This is a genomic window from Kribbella sp. NPDC051718 (genome assembly GCF_040681515.1).
GTDB lineage: Bacteria > Actinomycetota > Actinomycetes > Propionibacteriales > Kribbellaceae > Kribbella.
The window spans coordinates 530550-546536 of record NZ_JBFAYZ010000001.1 but is presented as its reverse complement, the minus strand read 5'-3'; the positions used below and the strand labels follow the sequence as shown (position 1 = coordinate 546536).

The following is a 15987-nucleotide window of genomic DNA, read 5'->3' as shown; positions in this document are numbered from 1 at the left end:
TCCGTGGTTGTAAACGGAGTCGCAACTCCTTATATTCGGAGTCATGACTCCGGAAAACGTGTTTCTCCGCCTGGTACACGGCGTCGCCGACCGCGAGCTCGAAGCGCTGCCGGCCCTGTACGCCGAACAGACCGACGTCCGGCACCCGATGTCGCCGTACGGCGATCACCCGCTGCTCACCCGCGACGCGCTCCGCGAACACTTCAACGGCCGCGGCCCGCGGGTGGCGGAAGCAGTGCGGTTCCAGCCGGACGCGATCCGGATCCATCAGACCCAGGATCCGGAGGTGATCGTCGCCGAGTTCGACTATGCCGGGACGGTGATCGCGACCGGCGAGAGCTTCCGGGTGCCCTGCGTCTTCGTCCTGCGCGTCCGCGACGGCGAGATCGTCGAGTCGCGCGACTACATCGACCACGTGGCGATGGCGCGAGCTCGTGGCCAGGTCGAGGAACTGATCGCGGTACTACGGGAACCGGCGCCGTCGCGGTCTGCGTCGTAGTACCCAGAAGCGCAGAAACGGCCCCGATCCCTGGCAGCTAAGCCGGATCGGGGCCGTTCCCAATGGCGCTAGCGGATCAGCGGTCGCCCATCGGGACGTACTGGACGCCGCGGGCGCCGGTGTAGATCTGCTTCGGGCGCGCGATCTTCTGGTCGGTGTCGCCGAGCGACTCCTTCCACTGCGCCAGCCAGCCCGAGGTGCGCGGGATGGCGAACAGCACGGTGAACATCTCCGGCGGGAACTGCAGGGCCTCGTAGATCAGGCCGGAGTAGAAGTCCACGTTCGGGTAGAGCTTGCGGGAGACGAAGTACTCGTCCTCCAGCGCGATCTTCTCCAGCTCGACGGCGATCTTCAGCAGCGGGTTGATGCCCGTCACCTCGAACACGTCGTCGGCGGCCTTCTTGATGATCTTGGCGCGCGGGTCGTAGTTCTTGTAGACCCGGTGGCCGAAGCCCATCAGCCGCTCCTCGCCGGCCTTCACGCCCTCGATGAACGAACCCACGTTGTCGACGGTGCCGATCCGGCGGAGCATCTTCAGCACCGCCTCGTTGGCGCCGCCGTGCAGCGGACCGTAGAGCGCCGCGATGCCGCCGGTGACGGCGGAGTACGGGTCGACCTGGGTGGAGCCGATCGCCCGGACCGCGTTGGTGGAGGCGTTCTGCTCGTGGTCGGCGTGCAGGATGAACAGGATCTCCAGCGCGCGCACCAGCCGGTCGTCGGCGGCGTACTTGGGCTCGCTCATCTTGAACAGCATCGACAAGAAGTTGGCCGCGTAGCTCAGCTCGTTGTCGGGGTAGACGTACGGCTTGCCCTGGGCGTGCCGGAAGGAGAACGCGCCCAGCGTCGGCATCTTGGCGATCAGCCGGCGGATCTGCAGGCCCCGCGACTCCTCGTCGAAGATGTCGCGCGACTCCGGGTAGAAGGTGGACAGCGCGCCCACCGAGGCGAGCAGCATGCCCATCGGGTGCGCGTCGTAGCGGAAGCCCTGCATGAAGGTCTTCAGGTTCTCGTGCACGAACGTGTGATACGTCACGTCGTGCACCCAGGCCTCGTACTGCGTCTTGTCGGGCAGCGCACCGTTCACCAGCAGGTACGCGACCTCCAGGTAGTTCGACTGCTCGGCGAGCTGCTCGATCGGGTAACCGCGGTACTCCAGGATGCCCTTGTCACCGTCGATGAAGGTCACGGACGACCGGGTCGAGGCGGTGTTGACGAAGCCGGGGTCGTAGGTGGCCAGGCCACCGTCCCCGTCGGTTGCACTGATCTGCTTGAGATCGGCGGCACGGATGGTGCCATCGGTGATGGCAAGGTCGTAGTCCTTGCCGGTCCGGTTGTCCCGGACGGTGAGCGACTGTTCGGTCACAATGCCCTCTTCGGAAGCTGGCGCATCGCCGGAGTGAGTGAGGGTCATCGTCGCCGGCGGGACGCGGATCGGACTGCAATCTTCACCGCTAAACTAGTGCGGTCCCGGGTTGGTTCCAAGCCGGGGTCTCCGACCGGCTCAGGCTCGCTTTGACCCCGAGGCGTCCACGCCGGTATTCTGGGCTGCTGTTGTGCGTTCCTGGTCCTCGCCGGTGTGATTGCGGGCCGCTCGCCGACGTACCAGTTCTGATTTGTCAACCTCTGAGAAACGAAGGTCAACGACCGTGCGCACGTACAGCCCGAAACCTGCTGACGTCACCCGTGAGTGGCATGTGATCGACGCCACCGACGTCGTGCTCGGTCGGCTCGCCGTCCAGATCGCCACCCTGCTGCGTGGCAAGCACAAGCCGACGTTCGCCCCGCACGTCGACGGTGGCGACTTCGTCGTCGTCATCAACGCGTCGAAGATCGCCCTGTCCGGCAACAAGCGGACCGACAAGCTGGCGTACCGCCACTCGGGTCACCCGGGTGGTCTGACGGCCACGCCGGTCGGCGAGATCCTGGAGAAGGATCCTCGCAAGGCTGTCGAGAAGGCCGTCTGGGGCATGCTCCCGAAGAACCGCCTGAGCCGTCAGCTGCTTGGCAAGCTGAAGGTCTACGCCGGTCCGGAGCACCCGCACGTGGCCCAGCAGCCGAAGCCGTTCGAGATCACCCAGATCGCTCAGTAGTAGCGATCGCCGAGCCAGGTAAACGAGGATTCACAGCGTGAGCGACATCACCACCGAGACCGAAGAACTCGACACCGAGGTCCCCATCGACACCGAGGGCCCGGTTGCCTACACCTCCGAGACGAACCCGAGCCCGGAGCAGCGCGCCGAGTCCGGTCGCGTCGCGGTGATCAACCCGGCCGGTGCCACCGGCCGTCGTAAGGAAGCTGTTGCGCGCGTCCGGCTGATCCCGGGCTCCGGCAACATCACCGTCAACGGCAAGCCGATCGACGTCTACTTCCCGAACAAGGTTCACCAGCAGCACGTGAACGAGCCGTTCGTGGTGGCCGGCCTCGAGGGCTCCTACGACGTCATCGCCCGGATCAACGGCGGCGGCATCACCGGCCAGGCCGGTGCGCTGCAGCTGGGCATCGCCCGGTGCCTGAACGCGGCCGACGAGGAGGCGAACCGTCCGGGTCTGAAGAAGGCCGGTCTGCTCTCCCGTGACGCGCGGATCAAGGAGCGGAAGAAGGCCGGTCTCAAGAAGGCCCGTAAGGCTCCGCAGTACAGCAAGCGCTGATCACCTGATGTCGCGTTTGTTCGGCACGGACGGAGTCCGTGGCCTGGCGAACGTGGATCTCACCGCGGAGCTGGCGCTCGACCTCTCGGTCGCGGCAGCTCACGTACTCGGCGAGGCCGGTGCCTTCGAAGGGCACCGGCCACGCGCCGTTGTGGGGCGGGATCCTCGGGCCAGTGGCGAGTTTCTGGAAGCAGCGGTGGTGGCCGGTCTGGCCTCCGCCGGCGTCGATGTCGTCCGGCTCGGTGTGCTGCCGACCCCGGCCGTCGCCTATCTGACCGGCTCGACCGGCTCCGACCTCGGGGTCATGCTGTCGGCCAGCCACAACCCGATGCCGGACAACGGCATCAAGTTCCTGGCCCGGGGCGGGATCAAACTCGACGACGTCATCGAGGACGCGATCGAGGTCCGTACCGGCGAGGAGTGGCAGCGCCCGACGGGTTCCGCCGTCGGCCGGGTGCTCGACGACGGGCAGGGCTTCGAGACGTATGTCTCGCACCTGGTCCGGTCGGCCCCGAACCGTTTCGACGGCGTCAAGGTGGTCATCGACTGCGCCAACGGCGCGGCCTCGCTGACCGCACCGGAGGCGTTGCGCCGGCTGGGCGCCGAGGTCATCACCTACGCCGCGGCCCCGGACGGTCTGAACATCAACCTCAACTGCGGTTCGACCCACATGGAGGGTCTGCGCCGCGAGGTGATCGGGCACGGCGCCGACCTCGGTATCGCGCTCGACGGTGACGCGGATCGCTGCCTGGCAGTGGATGCGGCCGGCGAGTTCGTCGACGGCGACCAGATCCTGGCCGTGCTCGCGCTGGCGATGCGCGACTCGGGCCGGCTGTCCAACGACACCGTCGTCGCGACCGTGATGAGCAACCTGGGCTTCGTCCAGGCGATGGTCCGGGAGCGGATCGCGGTCGAGCAGACCAAGGTCGGCGACCGGTACGTGCTGGAGGCGATGAAGGCCGGCGGGCACAAGCTGGGCGGCGAACAGTCCGGCCACGTGATCCTCTCCGACCACGCGACCACCGGCGACGGCACCCTGACCGCGGTCATGCTGCTCGCCCGGATCGCCCAGACCGGCAAGTCACTGGCCGACCTGGCCGCCGTGATGACCCGCCTGCCGCAGGTCCTCGTCAACGTCCCCAACGTCGACAAGACCCGCGCCGGCACCGACGCCGACGTACAGGCAGCAGTAGCCGCAGCCACCGCCCGCCTGGGCGACACCGGCCGCGTACTACTCCGCCCGTCCGGCACAGAGCCGCTCGTCCGCGTCATGGTCGAGGCCGAGTCCTCCGCTACCGCCCACGAGGTCGCTCATGACCTCGCAGGCATCGTGGAGACGTCCCTCAAGCTCTGATCCGATGCAACTCCGCCTCCTCTTCCTTCCGTACTAAGGGAGACAGAGGAGAGTGGAGGGCGCGATGCCTGATCGGGATCGGGACTACGTCGAGTTCGTCGAAGCGTCCAGTACGACGCTGCGCCGGACCGCCTACCTGGTCTGTGGTGATTGGCATCGTGCCGATGACGTGGTCCAGGACGCGCTGTACAAGCTGTACCTGTCCTGGTCGAAGGTGGACCGCGGCGGGAATCCGCTCGCCTACGCCCGCCGGATCGTCATCAACGCGGCCCTGGACATCGGTCGGCGCCCCTGGCGCCGGGAAGTGTCGACCGACAGTCCGCCCGAACTGGCCCGCAACGACGACACGGCCGACGCCTATGCCGAGCGCGACGAGGTCCTGTCGGCTCTGCTCCAGCTCGCGCCGCGCCAACGGGCCTGCATCGTCCTGCGGTACTACGAGGATCTCTCGATCGAGCAGACCGCCGAGATCCTCAACTGCACGCAGGGCACGGTGAAGAGCCAGTCGGCCCGCGGACTCGAGACTCTCCGTCGAGCCATCAACCTGACCCGCTCGATCGGGCGGCTCTCGTGAAGGAGACGGAAATGCATGACCCGGAGATCGGCGCCGAGCTGCACCGCCTGGTCAGCAGGGATCCACTGGCCCCGGTCGACGCGGCCGGCCTGCTGGAACGCGGCCGCCGCGGCCGTCGCCGGCGCCGAGTGGCTTCTGTCGCCGGTGTGACCGCCGCAGTGGTCGCGATCGGGGTCGGCGCTGCGTTGGTACCGGGGATCGGTTCTGCTCATCGGGAGCCGGAGGTCGCGGAGACGGCCGCGCCGTTGTTCACGCCGATGCCCGGCGTACCGCAGGGCGAGGCTGCGCTGGGGAAGATCACCCAGGCGGAGGCAGAGCGCCGCTGCACCATCCGGTACGGCGCCCGGACCTGGGACAAGTTCCATCCCAGCGTCTACCGCGCCACGATGAACCTGATGAGCCCGCTGCCCGGGAAGCCGAACAGCTACGGCCCGGTATGCATCGTCTCGGGCGACTCGAAGCCGACGGCCGCCGCGCTGGCGAAGGTGAAGCAGAATCCGGTTCCGCGGACCGCCGACGATCAATTGCTGAGCTGCTCGGTCCAGCTGTGGCACGACCTGACGAAGTGGCGACTCGTGGCGACGGAGCAGGGTGATTGGGGGAACGGCCAACTGCTGAGGATCCTGGCCATATCCCCGACCGGCCGCAGCGCCGCCAGTTGCGACCTGCTGCTGTCCGGCCAGGCCGTGCCTCTGCCGAGGTCGTCCATGCCGAGCATTCGCACAGCACAGGACGAAAGCCTGATGTCGCTGTCGGGCGTCGCAGTGAACGAAGGCAGCGGCCAGATCGGCTGCAAGTCGAATTGCACCGGCTGGACCTACACCAACTACGGCCGGGTCGACCCAGCCATCACCCGCATCCACATCAAGGCCGCCAACGGCGCCACCCACGACGTGACCGCCACCAACGGCTGGTACGTCCTGTGGTGGTCCAACGGCGACCCCAAATCCCGCCGAGCCGCCACCGTCACCGCCTACAACGCCTCCGGCCAACTCCTCAAAACCGTCACGATCCCCGAGTTCAGCATCAGGTGATCACCCGCTAGGACGAACTGCGGCCTACGGAGGTGGGGCGGTGGATTCGCCTAAGTGGAGTTCGGCGGGGACGAGGTGGGGTGGGGGGAGTGCGGTGGCGCCCTCGAGTTGGCGGATGAGGGCTTCTGTGCCGAGCCGGCCTAGTTCGGGGCCGGGGGTGCGCATGATGGTCAGCTCGGGGTTGGACAGGGCTGCTGTGTCGGGGGCCATCAGTGAGAGCACTGAGATCTCGTCCGGGATGCGGCGGCCGAGGCGGTTCAGGCCGGACATCACGCCGAGTGCGGAGTACTCGTTCATGGCCAGGACGGCCGTCGTTTCCGGGTGATCGCGCAGTAGGCGGGTCGCGGCCTCCCGGCCCGCGCGGGCCGAGTCGGAGCACTCCAGCAGGATGGTCTCGATGCCGTACCCGGCGGTGACCCGGCGATAGGCGGCTTCGGATCGCACGTACGGTCCGTAGGTGTGGAATCTCGGGTCGGCCAGATCGCCCGAGACCAGTACCAGCCGGCGGTGCCCCAGGCCGTGCAGATAGCCGACCGCATCCTCGACCGTGGTGTCGAAGTCGATGTCGACGTGGATCAGGCCTTCCAGCGCGGTGGTCCGGCCGATCAGCGCGAACGGTGTCCCGGTCCGCTGGAGCACCGCGATCCGTGGATCGTCGAGCTGGACCTCCATCAGCACGACTCCGTCGACCAGTGCCTGCCCGACCAGTTCGGTGAGCTCGCCGCCGTCGTTCCCGACCGGCCAGAGCACCAGGTGGTAGTCCTGCTTGCGCGCCGCTTCGGCCGCACTGGTGAAGAACTCGGCCGCCGAGAACCCGAACCGGTGGTCCAGTGCCGGATAGGCCATCGCGATGATCCGGGTACGCCGGCTGGCCAGCGCGCGGGCGACCACGTTGCGGCGGAAGCCGAGCTCGGTCATCGCGCGCTCGATCCGCTCCCGGGTCGCCGGCGTCACCGGCTTGGTGTCGTTGAGCACGAAGGAGACGGTGGCGATGGACACGCCCGCCCGTTTCGCCACGTCCCGCATGGTCACCATCGGCCGTTTCCACCCCCGTTCTCGCCTGCCGCCCAGCTTGTCACGAGGACCGCCCCAGGCCCTTGACAGTGGTGTGACGTAGGGAACATAGTCCCTGACTACGCGGCTAGTTAACCGCTTTGCCAGTCATCCCACAACTGAATGACGGCCTTCCTTTCGTGATCGTGGTTAAGCGCTTGACCAGCGCCGGGACGGTGGCTGTCGCCGACTCACCCAAGGAGTGCAATGTCATGATCACGCAGCGGATCGCCGCAGCCCTGGCGGGTGCGACGGCTCTGTCACTCGTCATCGCCGGCTGCGGTGACAGCGGGAACAAGTCACCGTCCTCGTCCGGCGGCAGCGTCAGCAGCCTTTCGGTCCTGGACTACTACAACAACGACCCGGACAAGGCGTTCGTGCAGAAGGGGCTCGACTCCTGCGCGGGCAAGCTCGGCGTCACGATCCAGCGCGAGACGGTGCCTGGTGACACCTTGATCGCGAAAGTACTGCAGCAGGCCTCGTCGAAGACGCTGCCCGACGTGCTGATGCTGGACAACCCCGACGTCCAGCAGATCGCCGCGACCGGCGCGCTCGCGCCGTTGAACGACATGGGCCTGACCGGGGACGGGGTCATCCAGGGCATGAACGACGCGACGTCGTACCAGGGCAAGCTCTACGGACTGGCGCCGGTGACGAACACGATCGCGTTGTTCTACAACACCCAGATGCTGCAGGAGGCCGGCGTCCAGCCGCCGAAGACGTGGGACGAGCTGAAGGCCGCGGCCAAGAAGCTCACCAAGCCCGGCCGGTACGGCATCGCCTTCAACGCCAACGCGACCTACGAAGGCTCGTGGCAGTTCCTGCCGGCGATGTGGACCAACGGTGGCGACGAGACGGACCTGAAGAGTCCGCAGGTCGCGGAAGCGCTGCAGTTGTGGGTGGATCTGGTGCAGTCGGGGTCGGCGTCGAAGAGCGTGATCAACTGGACCCAGGGCGATGTGAAGGACCAGTTCGCCGCAGGCAAGGCCGCGATGATGGTGAACGGTCCGTGGCAGATCCCGGCGCTGGCCAAGACCCCGAACGTCAAGTGGGACGTGGTCACGTTCCCGCTGAACAAGCCGGACCAGACGCCGGTCGCCCCGTTGGGCGGTGAGGCCTGGACCGTCCCGCTCAGCAAGGACCAGGCCAAGCAGCAGAAGGCCGCAGACTTCGTGAAGTGCCTGAACTCGGACGAGAACGAGCTGGCCTGGGCCAAGGCCCGGTTCACCCTGCCGACCAAGACCGCGCTGCTCGACCAGTACGCCAAGGAGGTGCCCTCGATGAAGGCGTTCGCCGAGCAGGTCAAGACCGCCCGGGCCCGGACCGGCAAGCTCGGCGAGAAGTGGCCCGACGCCGCCAAGGTGATCTACCAGGCGATCGCGCTCGCGCTGACCGGCAAGGCCTCGGCGCAGGACGCTTTCAGCAAGGCCTCCGGCGGGTGAGCTCTCGGGGACGGCGCCGTCGCGGGGAGGACCTGACCAAGGTCCTCTTCGTGGCGCCTGCCGCGCTGGCGATGCTCGCGCTGTTCGGGTATCCGGTGCTGAAGAACCTGATGATGAGCCTGCAGGACTACACCCTGCGGACCTTCTTCACCGGGCAGGCGCCCTGGGTCGGACTGCGGAACTACACGACGGTGGTGACCGGCCAGTTGTTCTCGCAGGCGATGGTGAACACGGCGTTGTTCACCATCGGCTCGATCGCCTTCCAGTTCGCCGCCGGCCTGGCGCTGGCGCTGTTCTTCCGGCGCCGGTTCCCACTCAGCGGACTGCTGCGGTCGCTGCTCCTGCTGCCCTGGTTGCTGCCGCTGATCGTCTCCAGCGCGACCTGGCGGTCGATCCTCGAACAGGACAGCGGCATCCTGAACCGCACGCTGACCGGGCTCGGCCTGATCAACGATCCCGTGCCGTGGCTGAACTCTCCGTCGGTGGCGCTGATCGCGGTGATCGGGGTGAACATCTGGATCGGCATCCCGTTCAACGTGACCCTGTTGTACTCCGGTCTGGCCGAGATCCCGCAGGAGTTGTACGAAGCCGGGCAGTTGGACGGCGCCACCGGCTGGCGGGGCTTCCGGTACATCACCTGGCCGAACCTGCGCGCGGTGGCCAGTGTGCTGCTGGTGCTCGGCGTCGTCTACACGATCAAGGTGCTGGACATCATCCTCGGCCTGACCGGCGGCGGCCCGGCCAATGCCACCCAGACGCTGGCGACCCAGTCGTACCAGCGCTCGTTCGTCGACTTCAAGTTCGGCGAGGGCGCGGCGCTGAGCAACATCCTGATCGCGATCTCGCTGCTGTTCGCGGTCGTCTACCTGCGCGGCACCCGCCGTGCCGTCGACGAGTAGGAGGGGTACGACGATGTCCGACTCGGCTGCTCGTCGTGCGATCTACACCGCGATCGGCGTACTGATCCTGGGCCTGATGCTGTTCCCCGTCTACTGGATGGTGAACGCCTCGCTCCAGCCGTCCGGCAACACCCTGACGGCCGGCTTCCTGCCGCTGGACCCGACCTTCGAGGGCTACCGGCGGGCGCTCAGTGAGCAGGGGCGCAACCTGGTCACCAGCGTGCTCATCGCGGGTGGCACCGTGGTGCTCTGCCTGCTGATCTCAGCGCCCTGTGCGTACGCGTTGTCGCAGTTCCGGTCCCGCTGGGTGGGGATCGGGCTGCTGGCGATCCTGGTGTCGCAGATGATCCCGGGGATCGTGATCGCCAACGCGCTCTACACGGCCTACGAGCGGATCGGGCTGCTGAACTCGATCCCCGGCCTGATCGTGGCCAACTGCAGCAGCGGGATCCCGTTCGCGATCCTGATCCTGCGCTCGTTCATGCTCTCGCTGCCTCCCTCGCTGGTGGAGGCCGCGCGGGTGGACGGCGCCGGCCTGTTCCGCGCGTTCGTGGCGATCGTCCTGCCGATCAGCCGGAACTCGCTGATCACCGCGGGACTGTTCACCTTCCTCTTCTCCTGGAGTGACTTCCTCTTCGCCCTCACGCTGACCACCAAGGGTGGCGTGCGGCCGGTCACCCTCGGGATCTACCAGTACCTGGGTACCCAGGTACAGAACTGGAACGCGGTGATGGCGACCGCCGTACTGTCCGCGATCCCGGCGATCGTGCTGCTGGTCGCCGCGCAGAAGTACGTCGCCGCCGGCGCCATCGGCGGCGCCGTCAAATGACCCTCTTCACCTCCAAGGACTGACACCGATGACACTTCGCGTACTCGTCTGGGGCGAGAACCGGCACGAGCAGATCGAGCCGCATGTCGCCGAGATCTACCCCGACGGCATGCACTCGACGATCGCAGCGGGCATCACCGAGAACCTCGGTGACACCGCCGAGGTCGCCACCACGACCCTCGACGAACCGGAGCACGGCCTGACCGAGGAGGTGCTCGCCGCGACCGACGTACTGGTCTGGTGGGGTCACGCCGCGCACGGCGAGGTCGAGGACAAGGTGGTCGACCGGGTGTACCAGCATGTGCTGTCCGGGATGGGCCTGGTCGTCCTGCACTCCGCTCACTGGTCGAAGATCTTCGGCAAGCTGATGGGCACCACCTGCACCCTGCGCTGGCGCAGTGAGCAGGATCGCGAACTGGTCTGGACGGTCAACCCGACGCACCCGATCGCGCGCGGGGTGCCGCATCCGATCGTGATCGATCAGCAGGAGATGTACGGCGAGTTCTTCGACATCCCGGTGCCGGACGAGCTGGTCTTCGTCTCCACGTTCAGCGGCGGCGAGGTGTTCCGTTCCGGCTGCACCTTCCGCCGCGGCCACGGCAAGATCTTCTTCTTCTCGCCCGGCGACCAGGACTACCCGGTGTACCACCACAAGGATGTCCGCAAGGTGATCGCCAACGGTGTCGAGTGGGCCAGGACCGATCTGCCGGAGCGGGCGCTGCCGACGCTGCTGCGGTACGACACCGGCGACTTCTTCAACGGTCACGGGTACGCCGGGCCGATCGAGGCTGAGTCCGATGAAGAGCGTGCCGATGCCTGAACCCCTGCGACTCCTTCAGGTCGGCGCCGGCGGGATGGGCCGCGCCTGGCTGCGCAACATCAAGCAGAACCAGGACGTCGTACTGGCCGGGCTGGTCGACCTCGACGTCCCGCTGGCCAGGGCGGCAGCCGACGAGCACGGGTACGCCGACGTCCCGGTGGCGGCGTCGGTCGCGGAGCTGGCCGAGCGGACCGGTGCCGAGGCGGTGATCGACGTGACCGTCCCGGCGGCTCATCCGACGGTAAGCGTGGATGCTCTGCTGCGCGGTCTGCCGGTGCTGTGCGAGAAGCCGCTGGCCGAGTCGGTCCGCGAATGCCTGACGATGGTCGCGGCCGCCGAGGCGAGCGGCAAGTTGCTGATGGTCTCGCAGTCCCGCCGGTACTTCCGGACGGGTGAGGCCTTCGGGCGGCAACTGGCCGGGCTCGGCCCCGCCGGGTCGTTGTCCTGCGAGTTCTTCAAGGCGCCGCGGTTCGGCGGCTTCCGGGAGCAGATGGCCGAGCCGCTGCTGGTCGACATGGCGATCCACCAGTTCGACCTGGCTCGCAAGCTGATCGGGTCCGAGCCGTTGTCGGTGTACTGCGACTCGTACAACCCGGACTGGAGCTGGTTCGCCGGGAACGCGGCCGCGGACGCGGTCTTCAGCTTCGAAGGAGGTACCAGATTCGTCTTCACCGGAAGCTGGTGCGCGCCGGGGCTGGAGACCTCGTGGAACGGTCGCTGGCGGGCCAGTTCCGCGAACGGTACGGCGATCTGGGACGGCGACTCCGCACCGGTCGCCGAGGACGCCTCGGGGACCGCGATGCCGGTCGAGATCGGCACCGGGCCGGAGGAGATCGGCGGATCCCTGGCCGAGTTCGTCGATGCGTTGCGTACCTCCAGTACGCCGCAGACGGAGGTGCACTCCAACGTGGTCAGCGTCGCGATGGTCGAGGCGGCGGTCCGCTCGTCGGCGTCGGGTACGCCGGTCCGGATCGCCGATGTCGTCTCGGCCGCCCACGCCGCGGCCATCGAGACCGTACCGGCCGGGGTGCTGCTCGACGTGCTGCGCTCCTGGCCATCGGCTGAGCGGGTGGTCGGGCTGCCGGAGAAGGACTGAAACGATGTTCTAGCTAAAGGTCCACCGTTTCAGGAACCGGCCACCCTACCGTTGGCATATGCACTTAGGTGAGGTCGAGCGGGTCTACATCGAGTCGGATCGGTATGACGGTCCGTGGGCCGGAGTTGCGGATGTCGGTGGGGTGGCGCACTACTTTCAAGCGCTGGAAGGCCTCGACATGGACCGGCGGGTGTTCCAGGTCTGGCCGATCGTCGGCGAAACCCTCGCACTGGAGCAGGAGCAGTGGGCGATCTACGTCCGCTGGAACGACCGGCACGAAGCCGGCGAGGAGCCACTCGCGACGCATCCCGGCCACGGCGGGGTCGACAGCCGGTACGACGAACTGGAGCAGCTACTCGAGCCCCTCAGACAGCCACCGGACGACACGCTGCTGCTCAGGGCGGAAACCGTCTGGCTAGAGCCCAAGCCCCCGCGCTACTACCTCGACGGAGTGGACTACGGCATCCGCTGGAGGGCTGCGGGGGTGTTGCCCGCGTGATGGTGGGGCAACAACGGGGCAGTGTGGGGCAGGTTGTGGATAAGTGTCGGGTGGGCCGTCGTCGCGGACTTAGGGTTACTCTCCGTGCGCAATGCCCTCGTCCTCTGCGGTCCGCCCGCCAGCTCGAAGCTGGTCGCACATGCCCTGAGTGATACCGATTCGCGATTCGTGCAGTTCAGACGGCTCGACGCGATCGATCGGCCGAGTCTGGTCGAGCAGTTGGCCCACGGCGTGATTCCAATCGTTCAGTTGGATGAAGCCGAACGAGTCCGAGTCTTGCTGTCGGCGGGCCTGCCCGTGACGTGGCTCGCCGTGTGCCTTTGGGGTGCTGGAGAGGTCGATCTGCGAGGTGCTGAACCAGAGCTGTTCGACCTGAGCCTGAATACGGTCGGCCTGTCGCCAGATGTCGTGGCGGCGCTGGTCGTTCAGACGGCTGGATTGGAGCAGTTGCCGAGCCTGTCGGCCGGTGTGGTCAGCAGGCGTGCGCGGCGGCTGTTCGGAAGGCCGCGGTTCATCGGCTATCTCCAGCACTGCGGTGGAAACGAACCCGCGGCTCTGGAGTTCTACCGCTGGAACAGCACGACTTCCGCGGCGATGTGGGAGTTGCTCGGTTATCTCGAGATCGCGCTCCGCAACGCTCTTGCTGCCCGGATGAGCGATCGGCATCGTCGTAAGCGCAGACAAGGGTCGTGGCTGGACGACCCCCTCAACGAGCTGGACGCGAACAGTCGAGCCGACATCCGCAAGGCCCGGGAGCGGGTGGTCCGTAAGTCGAAGCCCGCCAGCGATGGCCAGACCATCGCGGAGCTGGGCTTCGGCTTCTGGCGCTATCTGTTGGCTCGTCGCTACAGCTCGAACCTCTGGCCGGACTTGGCGGGTGCGTTTCCCAACGCGCCGGACCGGGCTCGGGAGACCGTCGAGCTTCCGGTGATCCAAATCCACCACCTCCGGAACAGGCTTGCTCATCATGAAAGGATCTGGACGGTGCCGCTGCGGGAGTTGCACGCCGAGATGCTCGTGCTTCTCGCCTACATGGACGAGGATCTCCGGAGCTGGGTCGCGGACCAGAGCAGGGTGATCGAGCTTCTGCGCAGCTGTCCACAGCCATTGCCCAACCCTTGACTCGGCGAGTCTTCGGGCCGGTGCCGGGTTGGTGTAAAGTTGGGTTCGAAGACTTCGGGACAGTCCCTGGTAGTCCATTACGGGCAGGCCACACTTCCGAGGTTCCGGTATTTCAGAGCCCCCGGGTACGCCCGGGGGCTCTGCTGTTTTCTGGGGGCCGCACCCTGGAGTACAAGCGATTGAAGGGTGCTGTTGGTTGTTGGGTGGGTGCGGGGAGTGTTGGATGGGAGCGGGTTTCCCCTTGACCCGGGCGGAGTGCGTGGGTAACTTTCGCGTGCGGGGGCATGGTTGTAATTCAATTACCTGAGGGGTCGGTTATGTCCGCCTTGCGCCGTTTCGCTGTTGCCAGCCTCGCCGTCGTGACCATCGGGTCACTGGTGCCGGCCAGTGCTGTGAGTGCTCCACCGCCTGAGCCGCTCACGAATCTGCAGCTCGCCACCAAGACGCTGCAGGGGATGTCGCTCGAGGACAAGATCGGGCAGATGTTCGTGCTGTTCGCCTACGGGCCGGACGCGAGCAAGCCGGATGCGCGCAACACCGCCCTGTACGGCGTGGCGACGCCCGCCGAGGTGGTGGCGAAGTACAAGCCGGGCGGGTGGATCTACTTCAACGCCCGGGACAACGTGACCAGCCCGACCCAGCTGGCGACGTACTCCAACCAGTTGCAAGCGGCCGCTCTCAAGACCGGCCTGCACCTCCCGCTGACGATCGCCACCGACCAGGAGCAGGGCGTCGTCGTCCGGATCGGCCCGCCCGCCACCCAGTTCGGCGGCAACATGGCTCACGGTGCGACCCGCGACACCAAGGACGCCCGGACGGCAGCCGGTATCACCGGCCGCGAGCTCAAGGCGATGGGGATCCGGCAGGACTACGCCCCGGTCGCCGACGTCAACGTCAACGCGCTCAACCCGGTGATCGGCGTCCGCTCCTTCTCCAGCGACCCGAAGCTCGTCTCGGACATGACGGTCGCGCAGGTCAAGGGCTACCAAGAAGACGCCGGGATCATGGCGACCGCGAAGCACTTCCCGGGCCACGGTGACACCGTCGACGACAGCCACAGCGCGCTGCCGACGATCAACCACACCCGCGAGCAGTGGAACACGATCGACGCGCCCTCCTTCAAGGCCGCGATCAAGGCCGGCATCGACTCGATCATGACCGCGCACATCGTCGTACCGTCCCTGGATCCGTCCGGCGACCCCGCGACGTTGAGCAAGCCGATCCTGACCGGCGTCCTCCGCAAGGAGCTGGGCTTCAAGGGGCTCGTCATCACCGACGCGCTCGAGATGGCCGCCGTCCGGTTGAAGTACGGCGACGCCGAGGTGGCGGTCCGGGCGATCGAGGCCGGCGCCGACCAGCTCCTCCTGCCGCCCGCGCCCGACGTCCAGTTCAAGGCCGTCATCGACGCCGTGAAGTCGGGCCGGATCAGCGAACGCCAGGTCAACGAGAGCGTGCTGCGCGTCCTGCTGATGAAGCTCAAGAACGGCGTCCTGTTCCAGCCGTTCGTCGACCCGGCGAAGATCGCGACCAAGGTCGGAACGCCGGCTAGCCTCGCCACCGCGCAGAAGATCGTCGACAAGTCCGTCACGCTGGTCAAGAACGACACCTCGGCCCTCCCGCTGACCAAGGACCCGCGCAAGATCCTCGTCACCGGCTGGGGCGTCACGACGACGCAGTCACTGGCCAACAGCCTCACCAAGAGAGGCGCGACCACCACCGTCGCCCAGACCGGCGCGGCACCCACTGATGCCGCCATCACCGACGCCGTGACGAAGGCGCAGGCCAACGACGTCACCGTCGTCCTCACCCAGAAGGCCTGGGACACCAAGGTCGTCGACCCCAACGCCAAGCAGCAGAAGCTCGTGAAGGATCTGCTCGCCACCGGCAAGACAGTGATCGTCGTCGCCGTTCGCGACCCCTACGACATCGCCTACTTCACCGCCGCACCGACCTACCTGGCCACCTACGGCTACGCGGCCGTCTCGATGGAGTCGCTGGCCAAGGTCCTGTACGGCGAGATCGCGCCGACCGGCAAGCTCCCGGTCGACATCCCCGTCGCAGGCGACCCCGCCACCCCGCTCTACAAGTTCGGCCACGGACTGTCCTGGTGACTCGTA

Annotated in this window: 16 protein-coding genes; 14 read left to right on the top strand and 2 right to left on the bottom strand. The window is 67.1% G+C overall.

Features of this window, described 5'->3' with window-relative positions; genetic code table 11:
• Positions 1-43 precede the first annotated feature (43 nt).
• On the top strand, positions 44-499 hold the full coding sequence (locus AB0M15_RS02595) for a nuclear transport factor 2 family protein (RefSeq protein ID WP_363813189.1): 456 nt from the start codon (positions 44-46) through the stop codon (positions 497-499).
• Positions 500-575: 76 nt separating this feature from the next.
• Here the strand turns inward: AB0M15_RS02595 and AB0M15_RS02590 are convergent, their stop codons facing one another.
• A complete protein-coding gene (locus AB0M15_RS02590) occupies positions 576-1862 on the bottom strand; it encodes a citrate synthase (RefSeq protein ID WP_363813187.1) in 1287 nt (428 codons plus the stop codon).
• A 283-nt stretch (positions 1863-2145) separates the two neighbouring features.
• On the opposite strand from AB0M15_RS02590, the gene rplM reads away from it, so the two are divergent.
• The 5 genes from rplM to AB0M15_RS02565 all read left to right on the top strand — a co-directional run bounded on the left by rplM (position 2146) and on the right by AB0M15_RS02565 (position 6110).
• A complete protein-coding gene (rplM, locus tag AB0M15_RS02585; RefSeq protein WP_343976510.1) occupies positions 2146-2589 on the top strand; it encodes a 50S ribosomal protein L13 in 444 nt (147 codons plus the stop codon).
• Between the two features lie 37 nt (positions 2590-2626).
• Entirely contained in the window at positions 2627-3148 is a 522-nt protein-coding gene (gene rpsI / locus AB0M15_RS02580) for a 30S ribosomal protein S9 (protein WP_328329332.1), read from the top strand.
• 7 nt (positions 3149-3155) lie between these two features.
• On the top strand, positions 3156-4502 hold the full coding sequence (gene glmM / locus AB0M15_RS02575) for a phosphoglucosamine mutase (protein ID WP_363813184.1): 1347 nt from the start codon (positions 3156-3158) through the stop codon (positions 4500-4502).
• Positions 4503-4566: 64 nt separating this feature from the next.
• Positions 4567-5076 (top strand): SigE family RNA polymerase sigma factor, encoded by a 510-nt coding sequence (locus tag AB0M15_RS02570; RefSeq protein WP_363813182.1) that lies wholly within the window; start codon positions 4567-4569, stop codon positions 5074-5076.
• An 11-nt stretch (positions 5077-5087) separates the two neighbouring features.
• Positions 5088-6110: a hypothetical protein gene (locus AB0M15_RS02565; protein WP_363813180.1), complete on the top strand. Its 1023-nt coding sequence runs from the start codon at positions 5088-5090 to the stop codon at positions 6108-6110.
• A 24-nt stretch (positions 6111-6134) separates the two neighbouring features.
• On the opposite strand, the gene AB0M15_RS02560 is transcribed toward AB0M15_RS02565, so the two are convergent.
• The gene (locus tag AB0M15_RS02560; RefSeq protein ID WP_363814546.1) at positions 6135-7136 is read right to left on the bottom strand and encodes a LacI family DNA-binding transcriptional regulator; all 1002 of its coding nucleotides are present in this window, start codon (positions 7134-7136) and stop codon (positions 6135-6137) included.
• 239 nt (positions 7137-7375) lie between these two features.
• Here AB0M15_RS02560 and AB0M15_RS02555 point away from each other — a divergent pair, with 239 nt between their 5' ends.
• The 8 genes from AB0M15_RS02555 (at position 7376) to AB0M15_RS02520 (ending at position 15981) form a co-directional block, all read left to right on the top strand.
• Positions 7376-8605 carry an ABC transporter substrate-binding protein gene (locus AB0M15_RS02555; RefSeq protein ID WP_363813178.1) on the top strand — a complete coding sequence of 410 codons (1230 nt, stop codon included), beginning with the start codon at positions 7376-7378 and terminating at the stop codon, positions 8603-8605.
• The gene (locus AB0M15_RS02550) at positions 8602-9504 is read left to right on the top strand and encodes a sugar ABC transporter permease (RefSeq protein WP_363813176.1); all 903 of its coding nucleotides are present in this window, start codon (positions 8602-8604) and stop codon (positions 9502-9504) included. Before AB0M15_RS02555 ends, AB0M15_RS02550 begins: the two co-directional genes overlap by 4 nt.
• 13 nt (positions 9505-9517) lie before the next feature.
• Positions 9518-10333, top strand: a complete 816-nt coding sequence (locus AB0M15_RS02545; protein WP_363813174.1) for a carbohydrate ABC transporter permease — start codon at positions 9518-9520, stop codon at positions 10331-10333.
• A 28-nt stretch (positions 10334-10361) separates the two neighbouring features.
• A complete protein-coding gene (locus tag AB0M15_RS02540) occupies positions 10362-11153 on the top strand; it encodes a ThuA domain-containing protein (RefSeq protein WP_363813172.1) in 792 nt (263 codons plus the stop codon).
• Positions 11146-12249 carry a Gfo/Idh/MocA family oxidoreductase gene (locus tag AB0M15_RS02535; protein ID WP_363813170.1) on the top strand — a complete coding sequence of 368 codons (1104 nt, stop codon included), beginning with the start codon at positions 11146-11148 and terminating at the stop codon, positions 12247-12249. The genes AB0M15_RS02540 and AB0M15_RS02535 overlap by 8 nt, the downstream gene beginning before the upstream one ends.
• 58 nt (positions 12250-12307) lie before the next feature.
• Positions 12308-12748 (top strand): hypothetical protein, encoded by a 441-nt coding sequence (locus AB0M15_RS02530; RefSeq protein ID WP_363813168.1) that lies wholly within the window; start codon positions 12308-12310, stop codon positions 12746-12748.
• Positions 12749-12832: 84 nt separating this feature from the next.
• Entirely contained in the window at positions 12833-13870 is a 1038-nt protein-coding gene (locus AB0M15_RS02525) for a hypothetical protein (protein ID WP_363813166.1), read from the top strand.
• Between the two features lie 317 nt (positions 13871-14187).
• Positions 14188-15981 carry a glycoside hydrolase family 3 protein gene (locus tag AB0M15_RS02520; RefSeq protein ID WP_363813164.1) on the top strand — a complete coding sequence of 598 codons (1794 nt, stop codon included), beginning with the start codon at positions 14188-14190 and terminating at the stop codon, positions 15979-15981.
• Positions 15982-15987: the final 6 nt, after the last annotated feature.